Raw genomic sequence first — 21,279 nt, 5'->3', positions numbered from 1 at the left:
AACGGGGCGAAGGGGCCATCATGATGATTTGGGTTCAACTCTGCGCGGCGGCGGCGGCGATCTCGCTGGGGCTCTTGTGGATCATCGGGCGTCTCTCACCGCGCACGCCGGCACCGGCCACTCTCCCCGCCCCGCCGACCGGCATCACGCGGTTTCTCTTCGATGGCGACACGATGTTCGACCATGACGCGGGCGCTTTGCCGCCGGGCGGCGCGGACCCGCTCGAGTGGTCGCGCCTGCACGCGTGGCTCGCGCCGAGGTTCGACGGTCTGCCAGACAGCCTGCTCGACGTGACCGGCGGGCCATCGCTCCATCTGCGGGCGAAGGCGCGCGACGACACGGCCCGGCTCAAGCTGCTGCGCACCGAGCACAGCACGCAAGTCATCCTGATCGACCCGGCCCATCCCTGCCCCGCCGAGCGGCATGACATGCTGATGGCCAAGGCGCGGATGGACGAGATCACAGCGGCCTTTGAAGAGGCTCCGATTCCGATCTGGAAAACCGGGCCCGAGGGCGAAACCCTCTGGCGCAACGCGGCCTCGCATGCCGCCTTCGAGCCTGCGCTTTACGACACGGCCCGCCTCTCGGGCGCGCCTCAGGGGGCCGTGATGCGTCTACCCATCACCCCTGAGAGCGGCGGCCGCGCGAAATGGTTCGAGGTGACTCGCGCCGCGCATCCCTGGGGCACGCTTCACCACGCCGCCGACATCACCAAGATCGTCAATGCCGAACGCATGCAGAAGGATTTCGTCCAGACCCTGACCAAGACCTTCGCCTATCTCACGGTCGGGCTCGCCGTCTTCGACCGCACCCGCAAGCTCGCGCTTTTCAACCCCGCGCTGGTCGATCTGACGTCGCTCGGCGCCGAGTTCCTGAGCGCCCAGCCGGACCTCATGGCCTTCTTCGATCAGCTTCGCGACCGCCGCGTGATGCCCGAGCCGCGCAGTTATGCGTCCTGGCGCACGCAGATCGGCGAGGTGATCGGCGCCGCGGAGGGCGGGCTTTATCAGGAGACATGGTCGCTTCCGAACGATGTCACCTATCGCGTGACCGGGCGCCCCCATCCTGACGGGGCGGTCGCGTTTCTTTTTGAGGATATCTCGGCGGAGGTCATGCTGGCCCGGCGTTTCCGCTCGCAATTGGACCTGCGGCAGGCGGCGCTCGATTGCCTGCCCGAGGCGGTCATCGTGATCGGGCCGAGCAACGTGCTCGCCTTCTGCAACGCGTCGGCCATCCGGCTGCTCGGCGTCGATCCCGATACCGCCTTCGCGGACATGTCGACCTCCGATCTGATACGCGCCTGCGCCGAGGCGCTGCCCGCCCCGGACATCTGGAGCGACGTCGAGGCGCAACTGAAGCAGCGCCAGCCATCGAGCCCCTTGCGCAAATCGGCGGAGATTTCGCAGGGCCATAGGCTCAGCTACCGGGTCGAGCTGCTCGCCGGGGGTGCGCGCATGCTGATCCTCCACAGCCAGGTCGATGCGAATTCCAAACCACAGGCCCGTCTTGCGGCGGGCTGAACGCGGTTGCAGGCGGCGAGCGCGCGTGTAGTGTCTGCCCATGCAGGACAGCGCGCGCATAGATCTCACCTCGGACGGGCCGGAGCGGACCTGCGACATCGCCCGGCGGCTCGGCGCGGTGCTGCGTTCCGGCGACACGGTGCTCATGACCGGCGATATTGGCGCCGGCAAGACGCATTTCGCCCGCTGTCTCATCCAGTCCCTTCTGACCATGCCCGAGGATGTGCCCTCGCCCACCTACACGCTGGTCCAGATCTATCCGGGCCTTCACGGCGAGATCTGGCATGCCGATCTCTACCGGCTGGGCGATCCGAACGACGTGTTCGAGCTGGGCCTCACCGATGCGTTCGAGACCGCCATCTGCCTCGTCGAATGGCCCGACCGGCTGGGCGATCTCGCCCCCGCGGGCGCCCTTGCGCTCGAGATCGCGCCGGGGGATGAAGAGGACACGCGGCGCCTGATATTCACGGGCGCGTTCAGGCGGTGGGCCGCGCGGCTGAAGGAGCTGAGTGATGACTGACCGAACCGCGCTGGCCGAGGCCTTCATGAATGGCACCGACTGGGCCGGCGCGCAGATGGCGCCGCTGGCGGGCGACGCCTCGAACCGGCGCTACATGCGCCTGACGAAGGACGGGCGAAGCGCCGTTCTCATGGACGCACCCGCCGATCGCGGCGAGGACGTGCGCCCCTTCGTTCACATCGCGCGCCATCTGGCCGGCATGGGCCTCTCGGCGCCGCGCATTCTGGCCGAGGACAGCGCGCAGGGATTCCTGCTGCTCGAGGATCTGGGCGACGATCTCTTCGCGCGGGTCATCCCGCGCGATCCGGGCTGCGAGGCCCTGCTCTACGGCGCCGCGACGGATGCGCTCGCGCATCTGCACGCGCAGCCGCTGCCGGAGGGCCTCGCGCGCTACGATCCCGCGCTGATGGCCGACATGGCGGCGCTCGCCTTCGAATGGTATGCGGGCGACGTTGACAGCCTGCGCCGCGCGGCCGCCCATGCCTCGATGCTGGCGGCGCTCGCGCAGCACGCCGCCGATGATTGCGTGCTCATCCAGCGCGATTATCACGCCGAAAATCTTCTATGGCTGCCCGAGCGAACCGGGATCGCCCGTGTCGGCCTGCTCGACTTTCAGGACGCGATGCGGGGGCATCCGGCCTACGATCTTGTCTCTCTCCTACAGGATGCGCGGCGCGACGTGCCCCAGCAGGTGGAGCGGGACATGATCGCGCGCTATCTCGCCGAGACGGGCGCGCCGGAGGCCGAGTTCGACGCCGCCTATCACGTGCTCGGCGCGCAGCGGAACCTGCGGATCATCGGCGTCTTCGCCCGGCTCTGCCTGCGGGACGGCAAGGCGCATTACATCGATCTCATCCCCCGCGTCTGGGCCTATCTCAACCGGGATCTGGCCCGTCCGGCGCTTGCCGATCTGGCGCCTCTCATCCTCGGGGCGCTGCCCGAGCCGACATACGACCATCTCGAGGATCTCAAGAATCGATGCCGCACCAGCCCGACGCCCTAATGCTCTTCGCCGCCGGGTTCGGCACGCGGATGGGCGCGCTGACCCGCACGCGGCCCAAGCCGCTGATCGAGGTCGCGGGCCGCACGCTGCTGGATCACGCGCTGGACTTGGCCCAAAGCGCCGGGATCGGGCGGTGCGTGGTCAACACGCATTACCTTGCCGATCATATCGCCGCGCATCTCGCGGGTCGGGGCGTCGCGATCTCGCATGAGGAGACGATCCTCGACACCGGCGGCGGCCTGCGGGCCGCGCTGCCGCTTCTGGGCGATGGGCCGGTCTTCACGTTGAACACCGATGCCGTCTGGAAAGGGCCGAACCCGCTCGGGCATCTGGCCGCAGCATGGGACGAGAGCGCGATGGATGCGCTTCTTCTGTGCCTTCCGCCCGCGCAGGCGATCGGCCATGCCGGCAAGGGCGATTTCATGATCGGTGAAGGCGGGCGTGCGGCGCGCGGGCCGGGCCTCGTCTATTCCGGCGCCCAGATCATCCGCCCCGGCGCGCTCGACGACATGCCCGAGGGGCCCTTTTCGCTCAACCTCGTTTGGGACAGGCTGATCGGACGCGGGCGCCTTCACGCCATCGCCTATCCCGGCACCTGGTGCGATGTCGGCCATCCGGGGGGCATCACGCTCGCCGAAGAGATGCTGGGCGCGCGCGATGTTTGAGCCGCAGGACGACGCGCGCGTCTTCGCCCTCCCGCCCGGCGTCGATTTTCCGCAGGAGCTTATCAACGGAATGCTCGCCCGGCTCGACGGGCAGCCGCCGGAGGCGCTCGGACGCGTGCATCTCATCGTCAACACGCGGCGCATGGCGCGGCGCATCCAGGCCCGGCTTGCCGAAGGTCCGGCCCGGCTCATGCCGCGCGTGTCCCTCGTGGCCGAGCTGGGGCGAGACTGGACGATGGCGGATATCGCGCCGCCCGCGCCGCCGCTGCGCCGCAGGCTGGAACTGATTCAGCTCATCTCGTCGCTTCTCGACGCGCAGCCCGACCTCGCGCCGCGCACCGCGCTTCATGATCTCGCGAGCAGCCTCGCCGCGCTGATGGACGAGATGGAGGGCGAGGGCGTGCCGCCCGATGTGATCGACGCGCTCGATATCAGCGATCAATCCGGGCATTGGGAGCGCATCCGCACCTTCCTCAACATCGTGCGGCATTTTACCGAAGGGCGCGGCGCGCCCGGCGCGGAGGCACGCCAGCGGCAGATCGTTCAGCGCAAGATCGCCGCATGGCAGAGCGCGCCGCCCGAGCATCCGGTGCTTCTGGCGGGCTCGACCGGCTCGCGCGGGACGACGCAGATGCTGATGCGGGCGGTCGCGCGGCTGCCCCAGGGCGCGGTCATCCTGCCCGGCTATGATTTCGACATGCCCGCCCATGTCTGGGACTCGATGGGCGATGCGCAACTGAGCGAGGATCACCCGCAATACCGCTACAAGGCGTTGCGCGATGCGCTCGAGCTGAGCGACATGGCGCGCTGGACCAATGCCGAGCCGGCAAGCCCCGCCCGAGCGCGGCTTGTCTCGCTCGCGCTGCGTCCTGCGCCGATCACGGATCAATGGCTCGACGAAGGCCCGAAGCTCGACGCGCTTGAGGGCGCGATGGAGGGCGTGACGCTGATCGAAGCGCCGTCGCACCGGATCGAGGCGCAGGTCATCGCGATGCGCCTGCGTCATGCCGCCGAAACGGGCCAGACCGCCGCGCTCATCACCCCGGACCGCGGCCTGACGCGGCGCGTGGCGGCCGCGCTCGACCGATGGGGGATCATCCCCGACGACAGCGCGGGCATGCCGCTGCACCTGTCGCCGCCGGGCCGCTTTTTGCGCCATGTGGCCGAGCTGGCATTGCGTCCGCTGACCGCCGAGGCGCTGCTGACCCTGCTCAAGCATCCGCTGACGCATACCGGGGGCAAGCGCGGCACGCATCTGCGCCTGACCCGCGAGCTTGAACTGCATCTGCGGCGCAACGGGCCGCCCTTCCCCACCGCGCAGAGCATCGCCGCCTGGGCCGCGACGCAATCCGAGCCGATGGCCCAGGATTGGGCCGCGTGGATCGGGCGACATCTGGCCGGGCGCGAGGCGCCCGATGCCCTGCCCCTCGAGGAGCGCGTCGCGGTCCATCTGGCCACGGCGGAGGCGATTGCCGACGGATGCGCGCCCGAGCGGACCAGCGAGCTTTGGCGCGAGGAGGCCGGGAAATCGGCACGTGCGCTTTGCGATCTTCTGACCGGCGAAGCGCCCGAAGGCGCCTCCATGACCGCCACCGACTATGCCAATCTCTTCGGCGCGCTTCTGCGCGGCGAGCAGGTGCGCAGCGCCGTCGCGCCGCATTCGGGCATCCTGATCTGGGGTACGCTCGAGGCGCGGGTGCAGGGTGCGGACATGCTGATCCTCGCCGGTCTCAACGAGGGAAGCTGGCCCGAAGCGCCGGCACCCGATCCGTGGCTCAACCGCGCGCTGCGGCATCGCGCCGGCCTGCTTCTGCCTGAGCGGCGCATCGGCCTTGCCGCGCATGATTTCCAGCAGGCGGTGCTGGCACGCGAGGTCTGGCTCACGCGCAGCTTGCGCTCGGACGAGAGCGAGACGGTGGTCTCGCGCTGGCTCAACCGCATCCAGAACCTTCTGTCGGGCCTGCCCGATCAAGGCGGTGATGCCGCCCTCGCCGCGATGCGCGCGCGGGGGCGGGACTGGCTCGATCAGGCCGCCGCCCTGGAAGACGTCCAGCGCACCGATCCGGCGAAGCGTCCAGCGCCCCGCCCGCCCGTCGATGCGAGACCGAACCGCCTTACAGTGACTGAAATCAAACGGCTGATCCGCGACCCCTACGCGATCTACGCCAAGCATGTGCTCAAGCTGCGCCCGCTCGATCCGCTGATGCGCGCGCCGGACGCGCTCTTGCGCGGGACGGTGCTTCACGAGGTATTCGAGACATTCATCAGGCAGACGATGGAGGCGCCCGACCGGCTGACGCGGGAAGCGCTGATGGAGGTCGCCGTGGCCGTGCTGAAGGACAAGGTGCCTTGGGCGGAGGCGCGCACGCTCTGGCTTGCGCGGCTCGACCGTGTGGCCGACTGGTTCATCGAGACCGAACATGAGCGGCGCGCGCTGGCCATGCCGACGGCGTTCGAGGCGAAGGGACAGGCGGAGATGGCGGATCTCGGCTTTACCCTCGTCGCGGAGGCGGACCGCATCGACATCGACGACACCGGCTGCCTGCATATCTACGACTACAAGACCGGCACGCCGCCCAGCGCGCCCGAGCAAAAGCAGTTCGAGAAGCAATTGCTGCTGGAGGCTGCCATCGCCGAGCGGAGCGGCTTCGACAACCTGACGCCCTCGCGCGTCGCGCGCGCGATCTATATCGGCCTCGGCGCCAACCCCGCCGAGGTCGCCGCGCCCCTGGATGAGGAGCCGCCCGAGGATGTCTGGCGCGATCTGGGCGAACTCATTTCGGCCTACCGCACGCAGCGCAAGGGCTATGTCTCGCGCCGCGCGCTGCAAAAGAAAGGCGATACCGGCGATTACGATCAGCTCGCCCGGTTCGGTGAGTGGGACATCACCGACGATCCCGCGCCCGAGGAGATGCCGTGATGCAGCGCGACGATGCCACCTTGCGCCAGATCGCGGCCGCCGAGCCGGGCAATTCGACATGGCTCAGCGCCAATGCCGGCTCGGGCAAGACCCGCGTTCTGACAGACCGGGTCGCGCGGCTTTTGCTGCGCGGCGTCGATCCGCAGCATATCCTGTGCCTTACCTACACCAAGGCTTCGGCCAGCGAGATGCAGAACCGCCTCTTCAAGAGGTTGGGCGAGTGGGCGATGCTGGACGCCGCCAAGCTGGAGAAGGCGCTGAACGAGCTCGGCGTCGAAGGGCGGCTGAGCGATACGGCCTTGCGCGATGCGAGGCGCCTTTTCGCGCGCGCGATCGAAGCGCCGGGCGGGCTCAAGATCCAGACGATCCACTCGTTCTGCGCGTCGCTCCTGCGGCGCTTCCCTCTCGAGGCCGGGGTCAGCCCGCAATTCGTCGAGATGGAGGAGCGCACGGCCAAGCTTCTGCGCGCGGAGATCGTCGAGGAGATCGCCGCCGGGCCGGAAGCGGCAAAACTCGATGCGCTCGCCCGTCACTTCACCGGCGAGACGCTGGACGAGCTCACGCGCGAGATCGCCGGACGCGCGACGCTTTTCTCCGAGCCGCGGACCGAAGCGGGCCTCGGCGCCGCGCTGGGGCTGAGTCCCGGCACCACCGCCCGCAGCATCGAGGAGGAGGTTTTCCTCGGGGGCGAGACGGTCTTGCTCGGCACCCTCATCGCTGCGTTGGGGGCCGGTACCTCGACCGACACCAAGGCCGCCATCAAGCTGCGCCGGATCGCGGCACTCGGGTATGACGCCCTGCCCGTTCTCGAGGACGCGTTTCTCACGAAATCGGGCGCGGCGCCTTTCACGGTGTCGGCCCGCTTTCCCACCAAGGGAACGAAGGAGGCGCTCGGCGACAGCATGGACCTGATCGCGGCGTGGATGCACCGCGTCGAGGCCGCGCGGCCCAAGCGCATCGCGCTCGAGGCGCTGGGCCTTGCGATGGCGCTTCAGGATTTCGTCCAAGTCTTCTTGCCCGCCTATGCCAAGGCAAAGCAGCTTCGCGGATGGCTCGATTTCGACGATCTCATTCTTCGCGCGCGCGATCTGCTGACGCGCTCGGACGTGGCCGCTTGGGTGCTATTCCGGCTCGATGGGGGAATCGACCATATTCTCGTGGACGAAGCACAGGACACGAGCCCCGTGCAATGGCAGGTGATCGACCGTCTCGCGCAGGAATTCACGGCGGGCAAAGGCGCGCGGCAGGAGGTCGAGCGCACGATTTTCGTCGTCGGCGACAAGAAGCAGTCGATCTATTCGTTTCAGGGCGCCGATCCGCGCGAATTCGACCGGATGCAGCGCGACTGGTCGGATCGGCTGGCCGCCACCGGCGCGCCATTGCATAGCGAGCGGCTCGCGCATTCCTTCCGCTCCTCGCGCGCCATTCTGGATGCGGTGGACGCGACGTTCGAGGGGCTGGAGGAGTCGGGCTTCGGCCCCGAAGAGACGCATGTGCCCTTCTGGCCTGACATGCCCGGGCGCGTCGATCTCTGGCCGATCAATCCCGAACCCGAGAAGGCCGATCCGCCGCCCTGGCACGCGCCGGTCGATATCCGCGCCGAGAACGATCCCGATGTGGTGCTGGCCCGGCAGGTGGCCGAAACCATCGCGCAGCTGATCGCCGACGGTCATCCAATCCCGGACAAGGACGGTCTGCGCCCCGTCCATGCCGGGGATTTCCTAATCCTCGTGCAGTCGCGCAGCGACATCTTTCACGAAATCATCAGCGCATGCAAAGCGCTGAGCCTGCCGATCGCGGGCGCCGACCGGCTCAAGGTCGCCGCAGAGCTTGCGGTCAAGGATCTCGCGGCGCTGCTGTCGTTCCTCTCGACGCCCGAGGACGATCTGTCGCTCGCCATCGCGCTGCGCTCTCCGCTTCTGGGATGGAGCGAGGCCGAGCTCTACCGCCTCGCGCAAGGCCGCACGCAGAAATACCTGTGGGAGGCGCTGCGGGCCGAGGCGGAGGTGCATCCCGAGACCATGGCGATCCTCGGTGACCTGCGAAGCCAGGCGGATTTCCTGCGCCCCTATGATCTGATCGAGCGCATCCTGACGCGCCATGACGGGCGCCGCCGCATTCTCGCGCGGCTCGGCCCGGAGGCGCAGGACGGCATCGACGCGCTTTTGTCTCAGGCGCTCGCCTACGAGCAGAAAGCCGTGGACAGCCTCACCGGCTTTCTCATCTGGCTCGAGACCGACGCGCTCGAGATCAAGCGGCAGGCCGAGGGCGCGGGCGATCTGATCCGCGTGATGACCGTGCATGGCGCCAAGGGCCTCGAGGCGCCCATCGTGATTCTTCCCGAGACGGGCACGCGCAAGAACGACGTCAAGGCGCAGATCCTGAACCTCGGCGGCGCGCCGGTGTGGAAGGCGAAATCGGCCGTGATGCCGGACGCGCAGCAGAGGGCAATCGAGGATCTCAAAGCCGCTCAGGCGGCCGAGCGTGACCGGCTGCTCTATGTCGCGATGACCCGCGCCGAGAAATGGCTCATCGTGGCTGCGGCCAAACCGCCGAAGGATACGGGCGATAGCTGGTATCAGAAGGTGGAGGCGGGGTTGCGGCGGCTCGGGGCGCAGCCCTACGCGGTCCATGGCGGCGAGGGCCTTCGGCTCGAACATGGCGATTGGTCGGGGCCGGTCGCCACCGGCGAGGCCGTCCCCCAGCGCCCGCGCCCCGCGCTCGCGCCCTGTTTCACGCGGCCCGCTCCCGCAGTGCCGGAGAGCCGCGCGCCGCTCGCGCCTTCGGATCTGGGCGGCGCCAAGGCACTACCCGGCGATGCTGGCCTCGACGAGGAGGCCGCAAAACTGCGCGGCAGTCGCATTCATTCCTTGCTCGAGTTCCTGCCCACCCTGCCCCGTTACGACTGGAGCGACGCGGCCGCGCGCATGCTGCCCGGTGCGCCCGATCTGCCTGAATTGCTGGAGGAGGCAGCCCGCAACCTCGATGAACCCGGGCTTGCGCATCTTTGGGACGCCGGCGCGCTTCCCGAAGTGGGCATCACCGCCGATCTGCCGGGCCTCGGCCGGGTCGCGGGCGTGATCGACCGGCTGATCCTGACGGGCGAGACCGTGCTCATCGTCGATTTCAAATCGAACGCGACGGTGCCGGATGCCCCCGAGAGCTGCCCCGAAGGCCTTCTGCGCCAGATGGGTGCCTATGCCGCGATGGCGGCGCAGATCTATCCGGGCAAACGGATCGAGACCGCGATTCTCTGGACCAGAACGGCGACGCTCATGCACCTGCCCCACGATCTCGTGACATCGGCGCTGGGCCGGGCCGGGACAGCTTGACCTCGGCCCTTGCGGTTCATAGGTATTTCGGGAACCCAATTCAGGAGATGGATCATGGCTACCGTTGCTGTCACGGACGACACGTTCGACGCCGAAGTGAAGAATTCCGATATCCCCGTCGTGGTGGATTTCTGGGCCGAATGGTGCGGCCCCTGCAAGCAGATCGGTCCGGCACTGGAAGAGCTGTCGAGCGAGATGGAAGGCAAGGTCAAGGTCGTGAAGGTCGACGTGGACAGCAACCCGAACTCGGCGGTGGCGATGGGCGTGCGCGGCATTCCCGCGCTTTTCATCTTCAAGAACGGTGAAGTCGTCTCGAACCGCTCGGGCGCGGCGCCCAAGGCGGCGCTTCAAAGCTGGATCGAAGATTCCATCTGATCCCACCATAGGCCAAGATTTCAAGGGGCGCCCGATGCGGCGCCCTTTTTGCTGCACGCTGCAAAACTTGCGATCGGCGCGGCAGGCTTCCATATAGGCGCAAAGGATCAAGGAGGCAGAGCATGGCGCAGGACGCGTTTCCCGGATGGCACGGCACCACGATCATCGGTGTGCGCAAGGGCGGCGAAGTGGTGGTGGCCGGTGACGGGCAGGTCAGCCTCGGCCAGACCGTCATCAAGGGCAGCGCCCGCAAGGTGCGTCGGCTCAGCCCCGGCGGCTTCGAGGTGGTCGCGGGTTTCGCCGGATCGACGGCGGATGCCTTCACCCTGCTCGAGCGGCTCGAGAGCAAGCTCGAGGCGACGCCCGGCCAGCTTCAACGCGCCAGCGTCGAGCTCGCCAAGGACTGGCGCACCGACAAGTATCTGCAAAAGCTTGAGGCGATGCTGATCGTCACGGACGGAAGCGAGCTTTTCATCATCACCGGCGCGGGAGATGTGCTCGAGCCAGAGCATGACATCGCCGCCATCGGCTCGGGCGGCAATTACGCGCTCGCCGCGGCGCGCGGCATGATGGACACGGATCGCGGCGCCGAGGAGATCGCCCGCGCCGCGATGGCGATCGCCGCGGATATCTGCGTCTATACCAACGGCAATCTGACGGTGGAGAAAATCGGGGGCTGACGCGTGTGGCGACAGCTCACCGGATTTTACTCGAGGCCGGCGACGCCCAGCGGCACCGAGGCCACTTCGCACCAGATATAGACTTCGTTGTAGTCGCTGACGTCCCAGGTGGGCGGCACGGCATAGCGTTGCTTGCCTTCCAGGCTGACGAGAGCACCGAGATAGGCACCGGCATCATGCGCGCCGCCCTTGCCGAAATGGACGCGGGGGTCGGGCCCGCCGTCGAGGCTGAAATCCTCGGCGAGCTCGACATAGATGCGCCCGTCTTCTTCGATGATGCTGACGCCGCCGGTGGTGACGTGGTTGCTGAGGCCGGTGAACGTGCCGGATGCCTTGGCCGCCATCTTGTCGGCGGAGGCCATCGGAGCGGTGAGGGAGGCCGCGCCCATGGCAAGGGCGGCGATCATTTGTCTGCGGTTCATGTCTGGTATCCTTTTCGATGAATGTGAAATTGTATCGTTTGAGTTCACACTTCTAGACCGATCGGTCTGATTTATGATAGCCCCCTCACGGAGGGTTTATCCGCCGTCATCGGAGCGTGAAGCTTGTGTTTCGGCCCCTCATGCTTAGGTTCTCGCCAATCCCCGAAAGGAGCCGATATGACCGACCTCACCCCCCGCGAAATCGTCAGCGAGCTGGATCGCTTCATCATCGGGCAGAAGGACGCCAAGCGTGCGGTCGCGGTCGCCCTGCGCAACCGCTGGCGGCGCAAGCAATTGGGCGCGGATCTGCGCGAGGAGGTCTATCCCAAGAACATCCTGATGATCGGCCCCACGGGCGTCGGCAAGACCGAGATCAGCCGCCGCCTCGCCAAGCTGGCGCGCGCGCCCTTCATCAAGGTCGAGGCGACGAAATTCACCGAGGTCGGCTATGTGGGCCGCGATGTCGAGCAGATCATCCGCGATCTGATGGACAGCGCCATCACGATGGTGCGCGATCACATGCGCGAGGATGTGCAGACCGCCGCGCGCAAAGCCGCCGAAGAGCGCGTGATCAGCGCCATCGCCGGCGAGGATGCCCGCGACGGCACGCGCGAGATGTTCCGCAAGAAACTCAAGGCCGGCGAGCTCGACGACACGGTGATCGAGCTTGAGGTCGCCGACACGTCGAACCCGATGGGCATGATGGACATTCCCGGACAGCCGGGCGGCGGGCAGATGATGAATCTGGGCGATATCTTCGGCAAGGCGTTCGGCGGACGCACGGTCAAGCGCAAAGTCACCGTGGCCGACAGTTACGATCTCCTGATCGGCGAGGAGGCGGACAAGCTTCTCGATGACGAGACGGTGAATCGCGCCGCGCTCGAGGCGGTCGAGCAGAACGGCATCGTCTTTCTCGACGAGATCGACAAGGTCTGCGCGCGCAGCGATGCGCGGGGCGGCGAGGTCAGCCGTGAGGGCGTGCAGCGCGATTTGTTGCCTTTGATCGAGGGCACGACCGTCAGCACCAAGCATGGGCCGGTCAAGACCGACCATATCCTTTTCATCGCCTCGGGCGCGTTCCATGTCTCGAAGCCGTCGGACCTGCTGCCCGAATTGCAGGGGCGCCTGCCCATCCGGGTCGAGCTACGCGCGCTGACCGAGGCCGATTTCGTGCGCATTCTCACCGAAACCGACAACGCGCTGACCCGTCAGTACACCGCCCTCATGGGGACCGAGGAGGTCACCGTCGATTTCACCGAGGACGGCATCGAGGCGCTGGCGCGCATCGCCGCCGAAGTGAACAGCTCGGTCGAGAATATCGGCGCGCGAAGGCTCTATACCGTCATGGAGCGCGTCTTCGAGGAGCTGAGTTTCGATGCGCCCGAGCGCGCGGGCCAGAGCGTCACCGTGGACGCGGCCTTCGTCGACAAGAACCTCGGCGAATTGGCCAAGTCCACCGATCTCAGCCGGTATGTCCTCTAGGCCGGCCAGTGTCTCGATCCCGGTGAAACCGCGCGCATCCAGCGTGCGCCGATCCTGCCGCGCGCTATAACCGCTTCCATTCCCGCGGGTTTCGCGCCACCAAAGGCGGATGCAGACGCTCGCCTTTCTTCGTGACAATGCCCGCTGGCTTTCGGCCGGGGTGCTGCTGACCTTTCTCAGCAGCTTCGGACAGACCTTCTTCATCTCGATCTTCGCGGGCGAAATCCGCGAGGTCTTCGGGCTGAGCCACGGGGCCTGGGGCGGGCTTTACTCGCTCGGCACCGCGGTCTCGGCGCTCGTGATGGTCTGGGCGGGCGGGCTGACCGATGTGTTCCGCGTCCGCCAGATCGGCATGATCGTCCTCATCGGGCTCGCGCTGTCCTGCGCGGCCATGGCGCTCAACCCGGTCTGGTGGCTCTTGCCCGTCGTGATCTTCGCGCTGCGCTTCACCGGGCAGGGGATGAGCAGCCATCTCGCCGTCGTCGCGATGGCGCGCTGGTTCGTCGCCGCGCGGGGCCGGGCGCTCTCGGTGGCCAAACTGGGCTTTTCCCTCGGCGAAGCGGTGCTGCCCGTGACCTTCGTAGCATTGATGCTGATAATGGACTGGCATTACCTATGGCTTATCGCCGCCGGGATCGCCTTTCTGGGCGTGCCTGTTCTGTCGATGCTCTTGCGGCAGGAACGCACCCCGCAAAGCCACGCGGAGTCGGATCAGAGCCTCGGGATGGATGCGCGGCACTGGACGCGAAATCAGACGCTGCGGCATTGGCTCTTCTGGTTCATGTTTCCGGCGCTCCTGGGTCCCTCGGCCTTCAACACCGCCTTTTTCTTCCACCAGGTGCATATCGCCGAGATCAAGGCCATCACGCATGTCGAGCTTGTGGCGATGTTTCCCTTCTACACGGCAATCAGCATCGGCGCGATGATCCTGAGCGGTTGGGCGCTCGACCGCGTCGGGACCGCGCGGCTCATCCCGTGGATGCAGGTGCCGATGGTGGTGGCCTTTGTCCTTTTCGCCTTGGCCCAAGGCAGCCTCGGAATGCTTGCGGGGTTCTTCTTTCTGGGCCTCAACACCGGCTTCAACAACACGCTGCCGTCCGCCTTCTGGGCCGAGTTCTACGGCACGCGCCATATCGGCGCGATCAAGGCGATGGCGGCGGCGGTCATGGTTCTCGGCTCCGCTATCGGGCCGGGCGTGTCGGGTGTCGGGATCGATCTGGGCGTCGGGATCGAGCTGCAATTTCTGTGGATCGCGGGGTTCTTCGTGCTCTCGACCGTGCTCATGGTCGTCGGGGTCGCGCGGGCGAAACCGTTTCTACCGCGCGCGGCGTAGATAGACGTAATAGGCCCCGCCGCCGCCATGCCGGTTATGCGCATTTGTCACCTGAAGAACGAGCGACGACAGCGGCGGCACGCTCAGCCAATGGGGAACGTTGTGCCGCAGCACGCCGTGCCGCACGGGGATCGGGCCGTCCTCGTCGCTCTGCCGCCCCTTGCCGGTGATCACCAGAACGAGCCGCTTTCCCTGGCCATGCGCGCGCAGGATGAAGCCGCTCAGGGCGCCATGCGCGCGATCCGCCGTCATCCCGTGCAGGTCGATGCGCGCTTCGGGCGCCAATTTGCCGCGCTTGAGGCGGCCATAGGCCTTGTGATCCATCGCCACGGGCTGCGATTTGAGGCGTTCGGCGAGGCCGGGCAGCACGTCATGCGCGGGCGCAGAGCGGGGCGACTTCTGGCCCATCCGGAAATGCTGGATCGGGGCAGGTGTCTCGGCCTCTGCGCGCGGCTCGGGCTTTTGCTTGGGCTGGGCGGGCGCGGATTTCGGGCGCGGCTGGGCGGGATGCAGCGCCTCCGCCGTGCGAGCGACCTGCCGCCAGAGATCGAGCTCTTCGGGTTTGAGGCGCCTGCGCGACATCAGATCGCATCCGGCGCCAAGGCATAGGCGCGCTGGATCGGCATCAGCACGAGCATCCGGCCCGGGTCCTTGAGACGGCCCGCCGCGCGCCCCGCCTCCGCGCCCGTGCCCATGAAGAGATCCGCACGCTGCGCGCCCTTGATGGCCGAGCCGGTATCCTGCGCGATCATCAGCCGCCGCACCGGATCGGCGCCGTCCTTTTCCACCCAGACAGGCGCACCAAGCGGCACGAAGGCAGGATCGACGGCGATGGAGCGTCCGGTGGTGATCGAGCGGTTCATCGCGCCGCGCGGCCCAAGCTCGGGGCGCAGATCGTCGATCCGGCGGAAGAAGACATAGGAAGGGTTATGAAGCAAAAGCTCGGCGCCTTCCTCGGGATTGCGGCGCACCCAATTCTTGATGACCTCGGCGGAGACCTGATGCAGATCGTAGATGCCGCGCCGCACCATCTCGGCCCCGACCGAGCGGTACTCGTGCCCGTTCTTGCCGCCGTACCCTACACGGATCGTCTCGCCATTCGGCAGGCGGATACGCCCGGAGCCTTGGATTTGCAGAAAGAAAAGCTCCACGGAGTCATCGACCCAAGCGATCTCGAGGCCGCGGCCTTGCATCGCATCACCCGTCTCGATTTCGCGGCGGGAGAGCCACGGCGATTGCTCGCGCGCCTCGGGCGGCTCCCGGTAAAGCGGATAGCGATAGCGCGCCGTCGGGCGCAGCGAGCCGTTCAGCTCCGGCTCGAAATATCCGGTGAAGAGGGCGGGCCGCCCTTCGCTGATGAGGACCGGGCGAAAGAAAAGCTCGAAAAACTCGCGGGGGCCGGGATCGCTCTGCGCGACCGCACAGAGCGCGCGCCAATCGACGTCCTTCATGTCGGGGCACGTATCGTTGAAAACGCGAAGCGCGGCGGCGTGATCGTCAGTCTCCCATCCGTCGAGATCGGAGAAGGTCAGGATATCGTAACGCGTGTCACTGGCGAAGGCGCTGGCGGTGCATGCCGCCAGCGCGACCGCTGCCAGCGCCGCCTTGATCATTCGCCGGTGGCGACGAGCCGCCAATTGGGATCGTCGGTGCCCATCATGCGCTCGAAGGTCCAGACATCCTTCTGGCGCTTCGATTTGCCGGGCTCGCCTTCGATGATGTTGCCTTCGGCGTCCTTGACGACCGAGACCAGCTCGCCCACGAATTTGACCGTGATGGATGCGACCCCGTCCTCGAACGTGGCACTTGTGAGCGTCATGTCGCGGATGCCGATGAATTCGGCCTCGATCGTCAGGCCCTTCTCCTCGCGGATGGCGACCACCTCTTCGAAGGAGTCATACACATCCTCGGACAAAAAGCCGCGGACCTCCTCCATCTCGCCGCGCTCGAAGGCCATGAGGATCATCTCGTAGGCGCCGCGCGCACCCCCGAGGAAGTCGGCCACGCCGAACGAGGGTTCGACCCGTTTCATCTCGGCCAAGGCGGCTGCGCTGTCGCTGTCTTCCGGCACGTGATCCACGATGTCGCGGTCCGGTCCGCCCTCGATCACCTCGAGATTGTGCTGACGCGGGCGCGCGGCGCTACGCACCTCCGGCGTCGGCTCATGACCCTCGCGCGTGCCCAGCACGCTGCGCAGGCGCAGGATCAAAAAAACAGCGATGCCCGCAAGGACCAAAAGCTGCAAAATGGGCGAGTTCATGAGCACCTCTTCGGGGCAAGACGTTGAAATCTGTCGGACTGGCCTCTTATGTAGGGGGCGAGGCGGGCCAAGTCCACCTTGGTGCATAACCAATTCCCGGGGGCCAATCGCCATGTGGCTACTTCTTGCATTCATCATCGTGCCGTTGATCGAGATCGGCTTGTTCATTCAGGTCGGCGGATGGCTCGGCCTTTGGCCGACGCTCGCGATCGTGGTGCTGACGGCGATGCTCGGCACCTGGCTCGTCCGGACGCAGGGCGCCATGGCGCTCAGCGATCTGCGCGGATCGCTTTCGGGTCAGTCCGACCCGACCGAGGCGCTGGCGCATGGCGCGATGATCCTCGTGGCGGGCGTTCTTCTGCTGACACCCGGCTTTTTCACCGACGGGCTCGGTTTCGCGCTGCTGACGCCGCCCTTTCGCCGGGCCGCCTTCAGCTATCTGCGCAAGCGCGTGAAGGTGCAGAGCTTCGGCAGCGGCCCGCGGCCCCATCCGCGCGCACCCGGAGGCGCCAACACGATCGAGGGCGACTATGTCGAGGTTGACCCAGACGACGCGCCGCGCCGGCCTTCCGGCTGGACGAGGGATTGAGGCGCGCGGGGCGGGGTGGTAAACCACGCCGGACCCAAGTTTCAGGAGAACGACATGGCCGATGAGGAAAACGGTGCCGCCGGCGCCGAGCAACCGCAGATCAAGATGCATGTGCTGACGCAGTTCGTGCGCGATCTTTCCTTCGAGAACATCCTCGCCCAGCGCGGCACGGGCGGCGAGGTGCAGCCGGATGTGACTGTCGGCGTCAATCTCGATGCGAAAAAGCGCAGCGCCGAGCACCAATACGAGGTGATCGCCAAGCTCAAGATCAATTCCAAGAACAAGGGCACGGAAGATGACCTTTTCCTGCTCGAGCTAGAATATGCGGGCGTTTTCCATGTCGAGAACGTGCCCGACGAGCAGCTTCATCCGTTCCTGATGATCGAATGCCCGCGCATCATGTTCCCCTTCTTCCGCCGCATCGTCTCGGACGTGACGCGCGATGGTGGCTTCCCGCCGCTCAACATGGAGAACATTGATTTCGTCGCGATCTACCGCCAAGAAATCGCGCGCCGTCAGGCGGCCCAGCAGCAGCAGCCCAGCGGCACGGCCTGATCTATCTGGCGCAGGGCGTCAGGACGTCTTGCGCCAAAGGGCCGCATCGCCCAGCTTTTCGATAAAGGCCTCATGCGCCGCTGCTTCGGCTTCGGTAAGCCGCGCGGGCAGGGGCCTCGGGCGGGGCTTCGGTCGCCACGCCTCCTGCGTCTCCGGTCCGCTGGTTTGACTCTGAGCCTGGCCCAGGATGAGGCCGGGTTGGCGGCCTCCGATCAGCTCGAGATAGACCTCTGCGAGGATCTCGGAATCGAGCAGGGCGCCGTGCAGCGTGCGCGACGAGTTGTCGATGTTGAACCGCCTGCACAGCGCGTCGAGCGAGGCAGGGGAGCCGGGAAATTTCTTGCGGGCAATGGCCAGCGTATCGATCGCCTGCTCCCACGGAATTTGCGGCTTGTTCAGCCAGCGCAGCTCGGCATTCAGGAATTTCATGTCGAAGGCCGCGTTGTGGATCACCAGCTTGGCGTCGCCGACGAATTCGAGAAATCCGTCCGCGATATCCGCGAAGACGGGCTTGCCCCGCAGGAAATCATCCCCAAGCCCATGCACCTTGAAGGCATCTTCGGGCATGGCGCGCTTGGGGTCGATATACTCATGATAGGTGCGGCCCGTCGGCATGTGGTTGAGAAGCTCGACGCCGCCGATTTCGACGATGCGGTCACCCTGATCAGGCTCGAACCCGGTGGTTTCCGTGTCCAGAACGATCTCACGCATCTTTCATCCCCCGCCGAATGGTTTCCACGACAGCCTGCACGCTCGCGCGCGCGTCCTCAAGGGTTCGCGTCTCGATCACCCATGTCGCGCGGGCGCGCTTTTCGGCGTCGGGCATCTGTTTGGCCAAAATCGTCTCGAATTGCGCCTCGCTCATCGTACCGCGTTCGAGCACCCGGGCGCGCTGGACCTCCGCCGGCGCCGTCACGCAGACGGTGCCATCCAGCATCGCCTCATGCCCGCCCTCGAACAGAAGCGGGATGTCGAGAACGGCGATATCAGTCTCTATATCGGCGAGAAATGCCGCTCGATCCGCCGCAACGAGAGGGTGAACGATGGCCTCGATCCTGCGCAACGCCGTTGGATCATCCGCGATGATGCGCTTCAGGCTCTCTCGGCTCACGGCGCCATCAACTATGGCGCCGGGAAAAGCCTCCGCCATCGGGGCGACCGCCGCGCCGCCTTCGGCATAAAGGCGATGCACCGCCGCATCGGCATCCCAGACTGCGCAGCCGAACTCTTCGAACATGCGGGCCGTCGTCGATTTGCCCATCCCGATCGAGCCGGTGAGGCCGAGAATATAGGTCACCTCAGCGCGGCCGCGCGTGTCGCGCTGTCCACCTCGGGCCGGGTTCCGAACCATCTTTCGAACCCCGGCACCGCCTGATGAAGCAGCATGCCGAGGCCATCGACGACATGACACCCCATCTCCTCGGCGGTTTCGAGGAGTTTGGTCCGAAGCGGCGCATAGACGATATCCGTGACAACGGCGCCCTTCTGCAATCCATCGAGCGGAACACGCAGCGGCGGATGGCCGATCATCCCGAGCGAGGTGGTGTTCACCACGGTCGCCGCGTGATCCATCATGTTGCCCGCCTGAACCCAGTCGAACACGACGACCCGCTTGCCGAATTCCTGCGCGAGCGCATCGGCGCGCACCCGCGTGCGGTTGGACAAGAGGATTTCGGGCACGCCGGCATCGATAAGCGCCGCGATCACCGCGCGCGACGCGCCGCCCGCACCGAGGACCGCCGCTGGCCCGCGCGCCGCATCCCACTCGACCCCGGCGGATTGCAGGTTCTTGATGAAGCCGTAGCCATCCGTATTGTCGGCGTGGATCTTGCCGTCCTTTCGGAAGATCAAGGTGTTGGCCGCGCCGATAAGCGTCGCCCGGTCGGTGACCAGATCTGCGATCTCGAGCACCTTTTCCTTGTGCGGAATGGTGATGTTCACCCCGACGAATCCGGCCTTGGGCAACATGCGCAGCACCGCTTCGAGATCGTCCGCGGCCACATCCATCGGAATATAATGCCCCGCGATACCGTGCTTGCGCAGCCAGTGATTGTGGATCTTGGGCGAGCGTGAATGCGCGATGGGCGAGCCGATGACGCCGGCGAGGGGGATGCGCGCCTCGCTCATGTCTCGATCTCCTCGCGAGCCGCCAGAAAGCCGATCAACTCGAGCAGGGGAAGGCCCAGAACGTGGAAGTAATCACCGCTGACACGTGACAGGAGTCGCACACCTTCTTCCTCTAGCTTGTACGCGCCGACGGAGTGGCGAATGCTCTCCCAATTGCGCGCGATGTAATCGTCCAGATAGGCATCGGATACATCACGCATCTGCATCTGCACAACACCGACGTGGCGCCAAGTCGGACGTCCATCCTCGCAGATCACCGCCGCCGAGACGAGCCGATGCGTCTTGCCGCGCAGGGCGCGGAGTTGCGCACGCGCCTCCTCGGGGCTGGCGGGTTTCGACAGGATCTTGCCGTCGAAGGCGAGCACCTGATCGCAGCCGATGACCAGAGCACCCCGCTCCCGCTCGCTGATCTTGGCCGCCTTCAATTCGGCCAGCGCGTCGGCGGTATCGCGGGGCGTCGCGCCCTCGGCCAGAAGCGCGTCCTTCACCGCCTCCTCGTCCACGCGGGCGGGCATCACGTCGCAAGCGATCCCGGCATTGGCCAGAAGCTGGCGCCGGATCTGCGATTGGGACGCGAGGATGATGCGGACAGTCATGTGGAAAACCCGGGGTGGAACCTGTGGCGAATGCCCCTTGGATATCCCCAATCGCGGCGGCGCGCCACCGGCGCGGGGAAAACCCGCCATCGCCACCCGTCTCCGCGGCATTCCTCCCGTTGTTGATTGTATGGATTCCCGATCGGGAGGAATCGGCCGAGGCTCGATTGGCGCATCGGGTGGCGAGCCGTTCACGTGCGGCAGAATTATCACCAAGCCACTGAAAATTCGATGGAGTTTCTGCTTGGCCGATCACCGAGACCCGGCCCGGCATGCAAAGCTGGCCTGTTGCCATTTCTGGGGATAACGCGTTAATCCACAGGCGAGGCGCTGCCCTACTTAATCATCATCCTTTTCTATATTTCTTATTTATTTAAGAAGGCAGGGAAGGACGGAGCGAAGGACCGAAGATGATCGACTTTCTTGCCGCGATGTATCCCTGGACGAAGTCGCTCCATCTTCTCTCCATCGTGGCCTGGATGGCGGGGCTCTTCTATCTGCCGCGTCTTTTCGTCTATCACGCCGAGGCCTCGACCCCCGGCGACAGCCGCGACGAGATTTTCCAGGTGATGGAACGCCGGCTCTTACGGGCGATCATGAACCCCGCGATGATTGCCACATGGGTGTTCGGCCTCATGCTCGTGATGACGCCGGGCATCGTCGACTGGTCGTCGATCTGGCCGTGGACGAAGGCGGCGGCGGTTCTCTTCCTGACATGGTTTCACCATTGGCTCGGCCTTCGCAGGAAGGAATTCATCACCGGACAAAGCACGATTTCGGGCCGGACCTTCCGCATCATGAACGAGGTGCCGACGCTCGCCCTCATCGTCATCGTCTTTTCGGTGATCCTGAAATTCTAGGCCGTGATTGACTTGGGAGAGGTCAGCGCGTATCAGGCGC

General features: G+C 66.2%; 21 protein-coding genes. 13 read left to right on the top strand and 8 right to left on the bottom strand.

Annotated features, from left to right (window positions below):
- Positions 1 to 20 precede the first annotated feature (20 nt).
- From ACGRVM_RS11855 to hslV, 8 genes are all read left to right on the top strand, one after another.
- Positions 21 to 1,520 (top strand): PAS-domain containing protein, encoded by a 1,500-nt coding sequence (locus ACGRVM_RS11855; protein ID WP_377171887.1) that lies wholly within the window; start codon positions 21 to 23, stop codon positions 1,518 to 1,520.
- 40 nt (positions 1,521 to 1,560) lie between these two features.
- Positions 1,561 to 2,040, top strand: a complete 480-nt coding sequence (gene tsaE, locus ACGRVM_RS11850; RefSeq protein WP_377171885.1) for a tRNA (adenosine(37)-N6)-threonylcarbamoyltransferase complex ATPase subunit type 1 TsaE — start codon at positions 1,561 to 1,563, stop codon at positions 2,038 to 2,040.
- Positions 2,033 to 3,043, top strand: coding sequence for an aminoglycoside phosphotransferase family protein (locus ACGRVM_RS11845; protein WP_377171884.1), 1,011 nt, complete (start codon positions 2,033 to 2,035; stop codon positions 3,041 to 3,043). Before tsaE ends, ACGRVM_RS11845 begins: the two co-directional genes overlap by 8 nt.
- Complete coding sequence (locus ACGRVM_RS11840) at positions 3,019 to 3,708, top strand: nucleotidyltransferase family protein (RefSeq protein ID WP_377171883.1); 690 nt, start codon at positions 3,019 to 3,021, stop codon at positions 3,706 to 3,708. The genes ACGRVM_RS11845 and ACGRVM_RS11840 overlap by 25 nt, the downstream gene beginning before the upstream one ends.
- Positions 3,701 to 6,628, top strand: a complete 2,928-nt coding sequence (gene addB, locus ACGRVM_RS11835) for a double-strand break repair protein AddB (protein ID WP_377171881.1) — start codon at positions 3,701 to 3,703, stop codon at positions 6,626 to 6,628. The genes ACGRVM_RS11840 and addB overlap by 8 nt, the downstream gene beginning before the upstream one ends.
- Complete coding sequence (gene addA / locus ACGRVM_RS11830; protein WP_377171879.1) at positions 6,628 to 9,960, top strand: double-strand break repair helicase AddA; 3,333 nt, start codon at positions 6,628 to 6,630, stop codon at positions 9,958 to 9,960. Before addB ends, addA begins: the two co-directional genes overlap by 1 nt.
- A 54-nt stretch (positions 9,961 to 10,014) precedes the next feature.
- Positions 10,015 to 10,335: a thioredoxin gene (gene trxA, locus ACGRVM_RS11825; RefSeq protein ID WP_377171877.1), complete on the top strand. Its 321-nt coding sequence runs from the start codon at positions 10,015 to 10,017 to the stop codon at positions 10,333 to 10,335.
- Between the two features lie 122 nt (positions 10,336 to 10,457).
- Positions 10,458 to 11,015 (top strand): ATP-dependent protease subunit HslV, encoded by a 558-nt coding sequence (gene hslV / locus ACGRVM_RS11820; RefSeq protein ID WP_377171875.1) that lies wholly within the window; start codon positions 10,458 to 10,460, stop codon positions 11,013 to 11,015.
- A 26-nt stretch (positions 11,016 to 11,041) separates the two neighbouring features.
- On the opposite strand, the gene ACGRVM_RS11815 is transcribed toward hslV, so the two are convergent.
- Complete coding sequence (locus tag ACGRVM_RS11815; protein WP_377171873.1) at positions 11,042 to 11,437, bottom strand: DM13 domain-containing protein; 396 nt, start codon at positions 11,435 to 11,437, stop codon at positions 11,042 to 11,044.
- A 177-nt stretch (positions 11,438 to 11,614) separates the two neighbouring features.
- Here ACGRVM_RS11815 and hslU point away from each other — a divergent pair, with 177 nt between their 5' ends.
- Complete coding sequence (gene hslU, locus ACGRVM_RS11810) at positions 11,615 to 12,919, top strand: ATP-dependent protease ATPase subunit HslU (protein ID WP_377171871.1); 1,305 nt, start codon at positions 11,615 to 11,617, stop codon at positions 12,917 to 12,919.
- Between the two features lie 109 nt (positions 12,920 to 13,028).
- The gene (locus ACGRVM_RS11805) at positions 13,029 to 14,252 is read left to right on the top strand and encodes an MFS transporter (RefSeq protein ID WP_377171869.1); all 1,224 of its coding nucleotides are present in this window, start codon (positions 13,029 to 13,031) and stop codon (positions 14,250 to 14,252) included.
- Here ACGRVM_RS11805 and ACGRVM_RS11800 read toward each other — a convergent pair.
- The 3 genes from ACGRVM_RS11800 to ACGRVM_RS11790 are packed head-to-tail and all read right to left on the bottom strand — an operon-like array spanning position 14,235 to position 16,512.
- Positions 14,235 to 14,834, bottom strand: a complete 600-nt coding sequence (locus tag ACGRVM_RS11800; protein WP_377171865.1) for a Smr/MutS family protein — start codon at positions 14,832 to 14,834, stop codon at positions 14,235 to 14,237. The two genes, ACGRVM_RS11805 and ACGRVM_RS11800, sit on opposite strands and share 18 nt — an antisense overlap.
- On the bottom strand, positions 14,834 to 15,865 hold the full coding sequence (gene mltA / locus ACGRVM_RS11795) for a murein transglycosylase A (RefSeq protein ID WP_377171863.1): 1,032 nt from the start codon (positions 15,863 to 15,865) through the stop codon (positions 14,834 to 14,836). Before mltA ends, ACGRVM_RS11800 begins: the two co-directional genes overlap by 1 nt.
- Complete coding sequence (locus ACGRVM_RS11790) at positions 15,862 to 16,512, bottom strand: Tim44/TimA family putative adaptor protein (RefSeq protein ID WP_377171861.1); 651 nt, start codon at positions 16,510 to 16,512, stop codon at positions 15,862 to 15,864. The genes mltA and ACGRVM_RS11790 overlap by 4 nt, the downstream gene beginning before the upstream one ends.
- A gap of 112 nt (positions 16,513 to 16,624) precedes the next feature.
- Between ACGRVM_RS11790 and ACGRVM_RS11785 the strand changes: the two genes are divergently transcribed.
- Together ACGRVM_RS11785 and secB are read left to right on the top strand one after the other, a co-directional pair.
- The gene (locus ACGRVM_RS11785; RefSeq protein ID WP_377171859.1) at positions 16,625 to 17,101 is read left to right on the top strand and encodes an FxsA family protein; all 477 of its coding nucleotides are present in this window, start codon (positions 16,625 to 16,627) and stop codon (positions 17,099 to 17,101) included.
- Between the two features lie 54 nt (positions 17,102 to 17,155).
- Positions 17,156 to 17,656 carry a protein-export chaperone SecB gene (secB, locus tag ACGRVM_RS11780; RefSeq protein ID WP_377171857.1) on the top strand — a complete coding sequence of 167 codons (501 nt, stop codon included), beginning with the start codon at positions 17,156 to 17,158 and terminating at the stop codon, positions 17,654 to 17,656.
- Positions 17,657 to 17,674: 18 nt separating this feature from the next.
- On the opposite strand, the gene dnaQ is transcribed toward secB, so the two are convergent.
- From dnaQ to ACGRVM_RS11760, 4 genes are read right to left on the bottom strand one after another with little or no spacing between them, the layout of a single operon-like run.
- Positions 17,675 to 18,367: a DNA polymerase III subunit epsilon gene (dnaQ, locus tag ACGRVM_RS11775; RefSeq protein ID WP_377171855.1), complete on the bottom strand. Its 693-nt coding sequence runs from the start codon at positions 18,365 to 18,367 to the stop codon at positions 17,675 to 17,677.
- Positions 18,360 to 18,953: a dephospho-CoA kinase gene (coaE, locus tag ACGRVM_RS11770; protein ID WP_377171853.1), complete on the bottom strand. Its 594-nt coding sequence runs from the start codon at positions 18,951 to 18,953 to the stop codon at positions 18,360 to 18,362. Before coaE ends, dnaQ begins: the two co-directional genes overlap by 8 nt.
- Complete coding sequence (locus ACGRVM_RS11765) at positions 18,950 to 19,783, bottom strand: shikimate dehydrogenase (protein WP_377171851.1); 834 nt, start codon at positions 19,781 to 19,783, stop codon at positions 18,950 to 18,952. Before ACGRVM_RS11765 ends, coaE begins: the two co-directional genes overlap by 4 nt.
- The gene (locus tag ACGRVM_RS11760; RefSeq protein WP_377171849.1) at positions 19,780 to 20,379 is read right to left on the bottom strand and encodes a Maf family protein; all 600 of its coding nucleotides are present in this window, start codon (positions 20,377 to 20,379) and stop codon (positions 19,780 to 19,782) included. Before ACGRVM_RS11760 ends, ACGRVM_RS11765 begins: the two co-directional genes overlap by 4 nt.
- A gap of 410 nt (positions 20,380 to 20,789) precedes the next feature.
- On the opposite strand from ACGRVM_RS11760, the gene hemJ reads away from it, so the two are divergent.
- Positions 20,790 to 21,239 (top strand): protoporphyrinogen oxidase HemJ, encoded by a 450-nt coding sequence (gene hemJ / locus ACGRVM_RS11755; protein ID WP_377171847.1) that lies wholly within the window; start codon positions 20,790 to 20,792, stop codon positions 21,237 to 21,239.
- Positions 21,240 to 21,279 lie beyond the last annotated feature (40 nt).

This window comes from Roseovarius aquimarinus (assembly GCF_043661195.1).
In the GTDB taxonomy this organism is placed as follows: domain Bacteria; phylum Pseudomonadota; class Alphaproteobacteria; order Rhodobacterales; family Rhodobacteraceae; genus Roseovarius; species Roseovarius aquimarinus.
The sequence above is the reverse complement of the archived record's forward strand: the minus strand, read 5'-3'. Positions and strand labels throughout refer to the sequence as shown.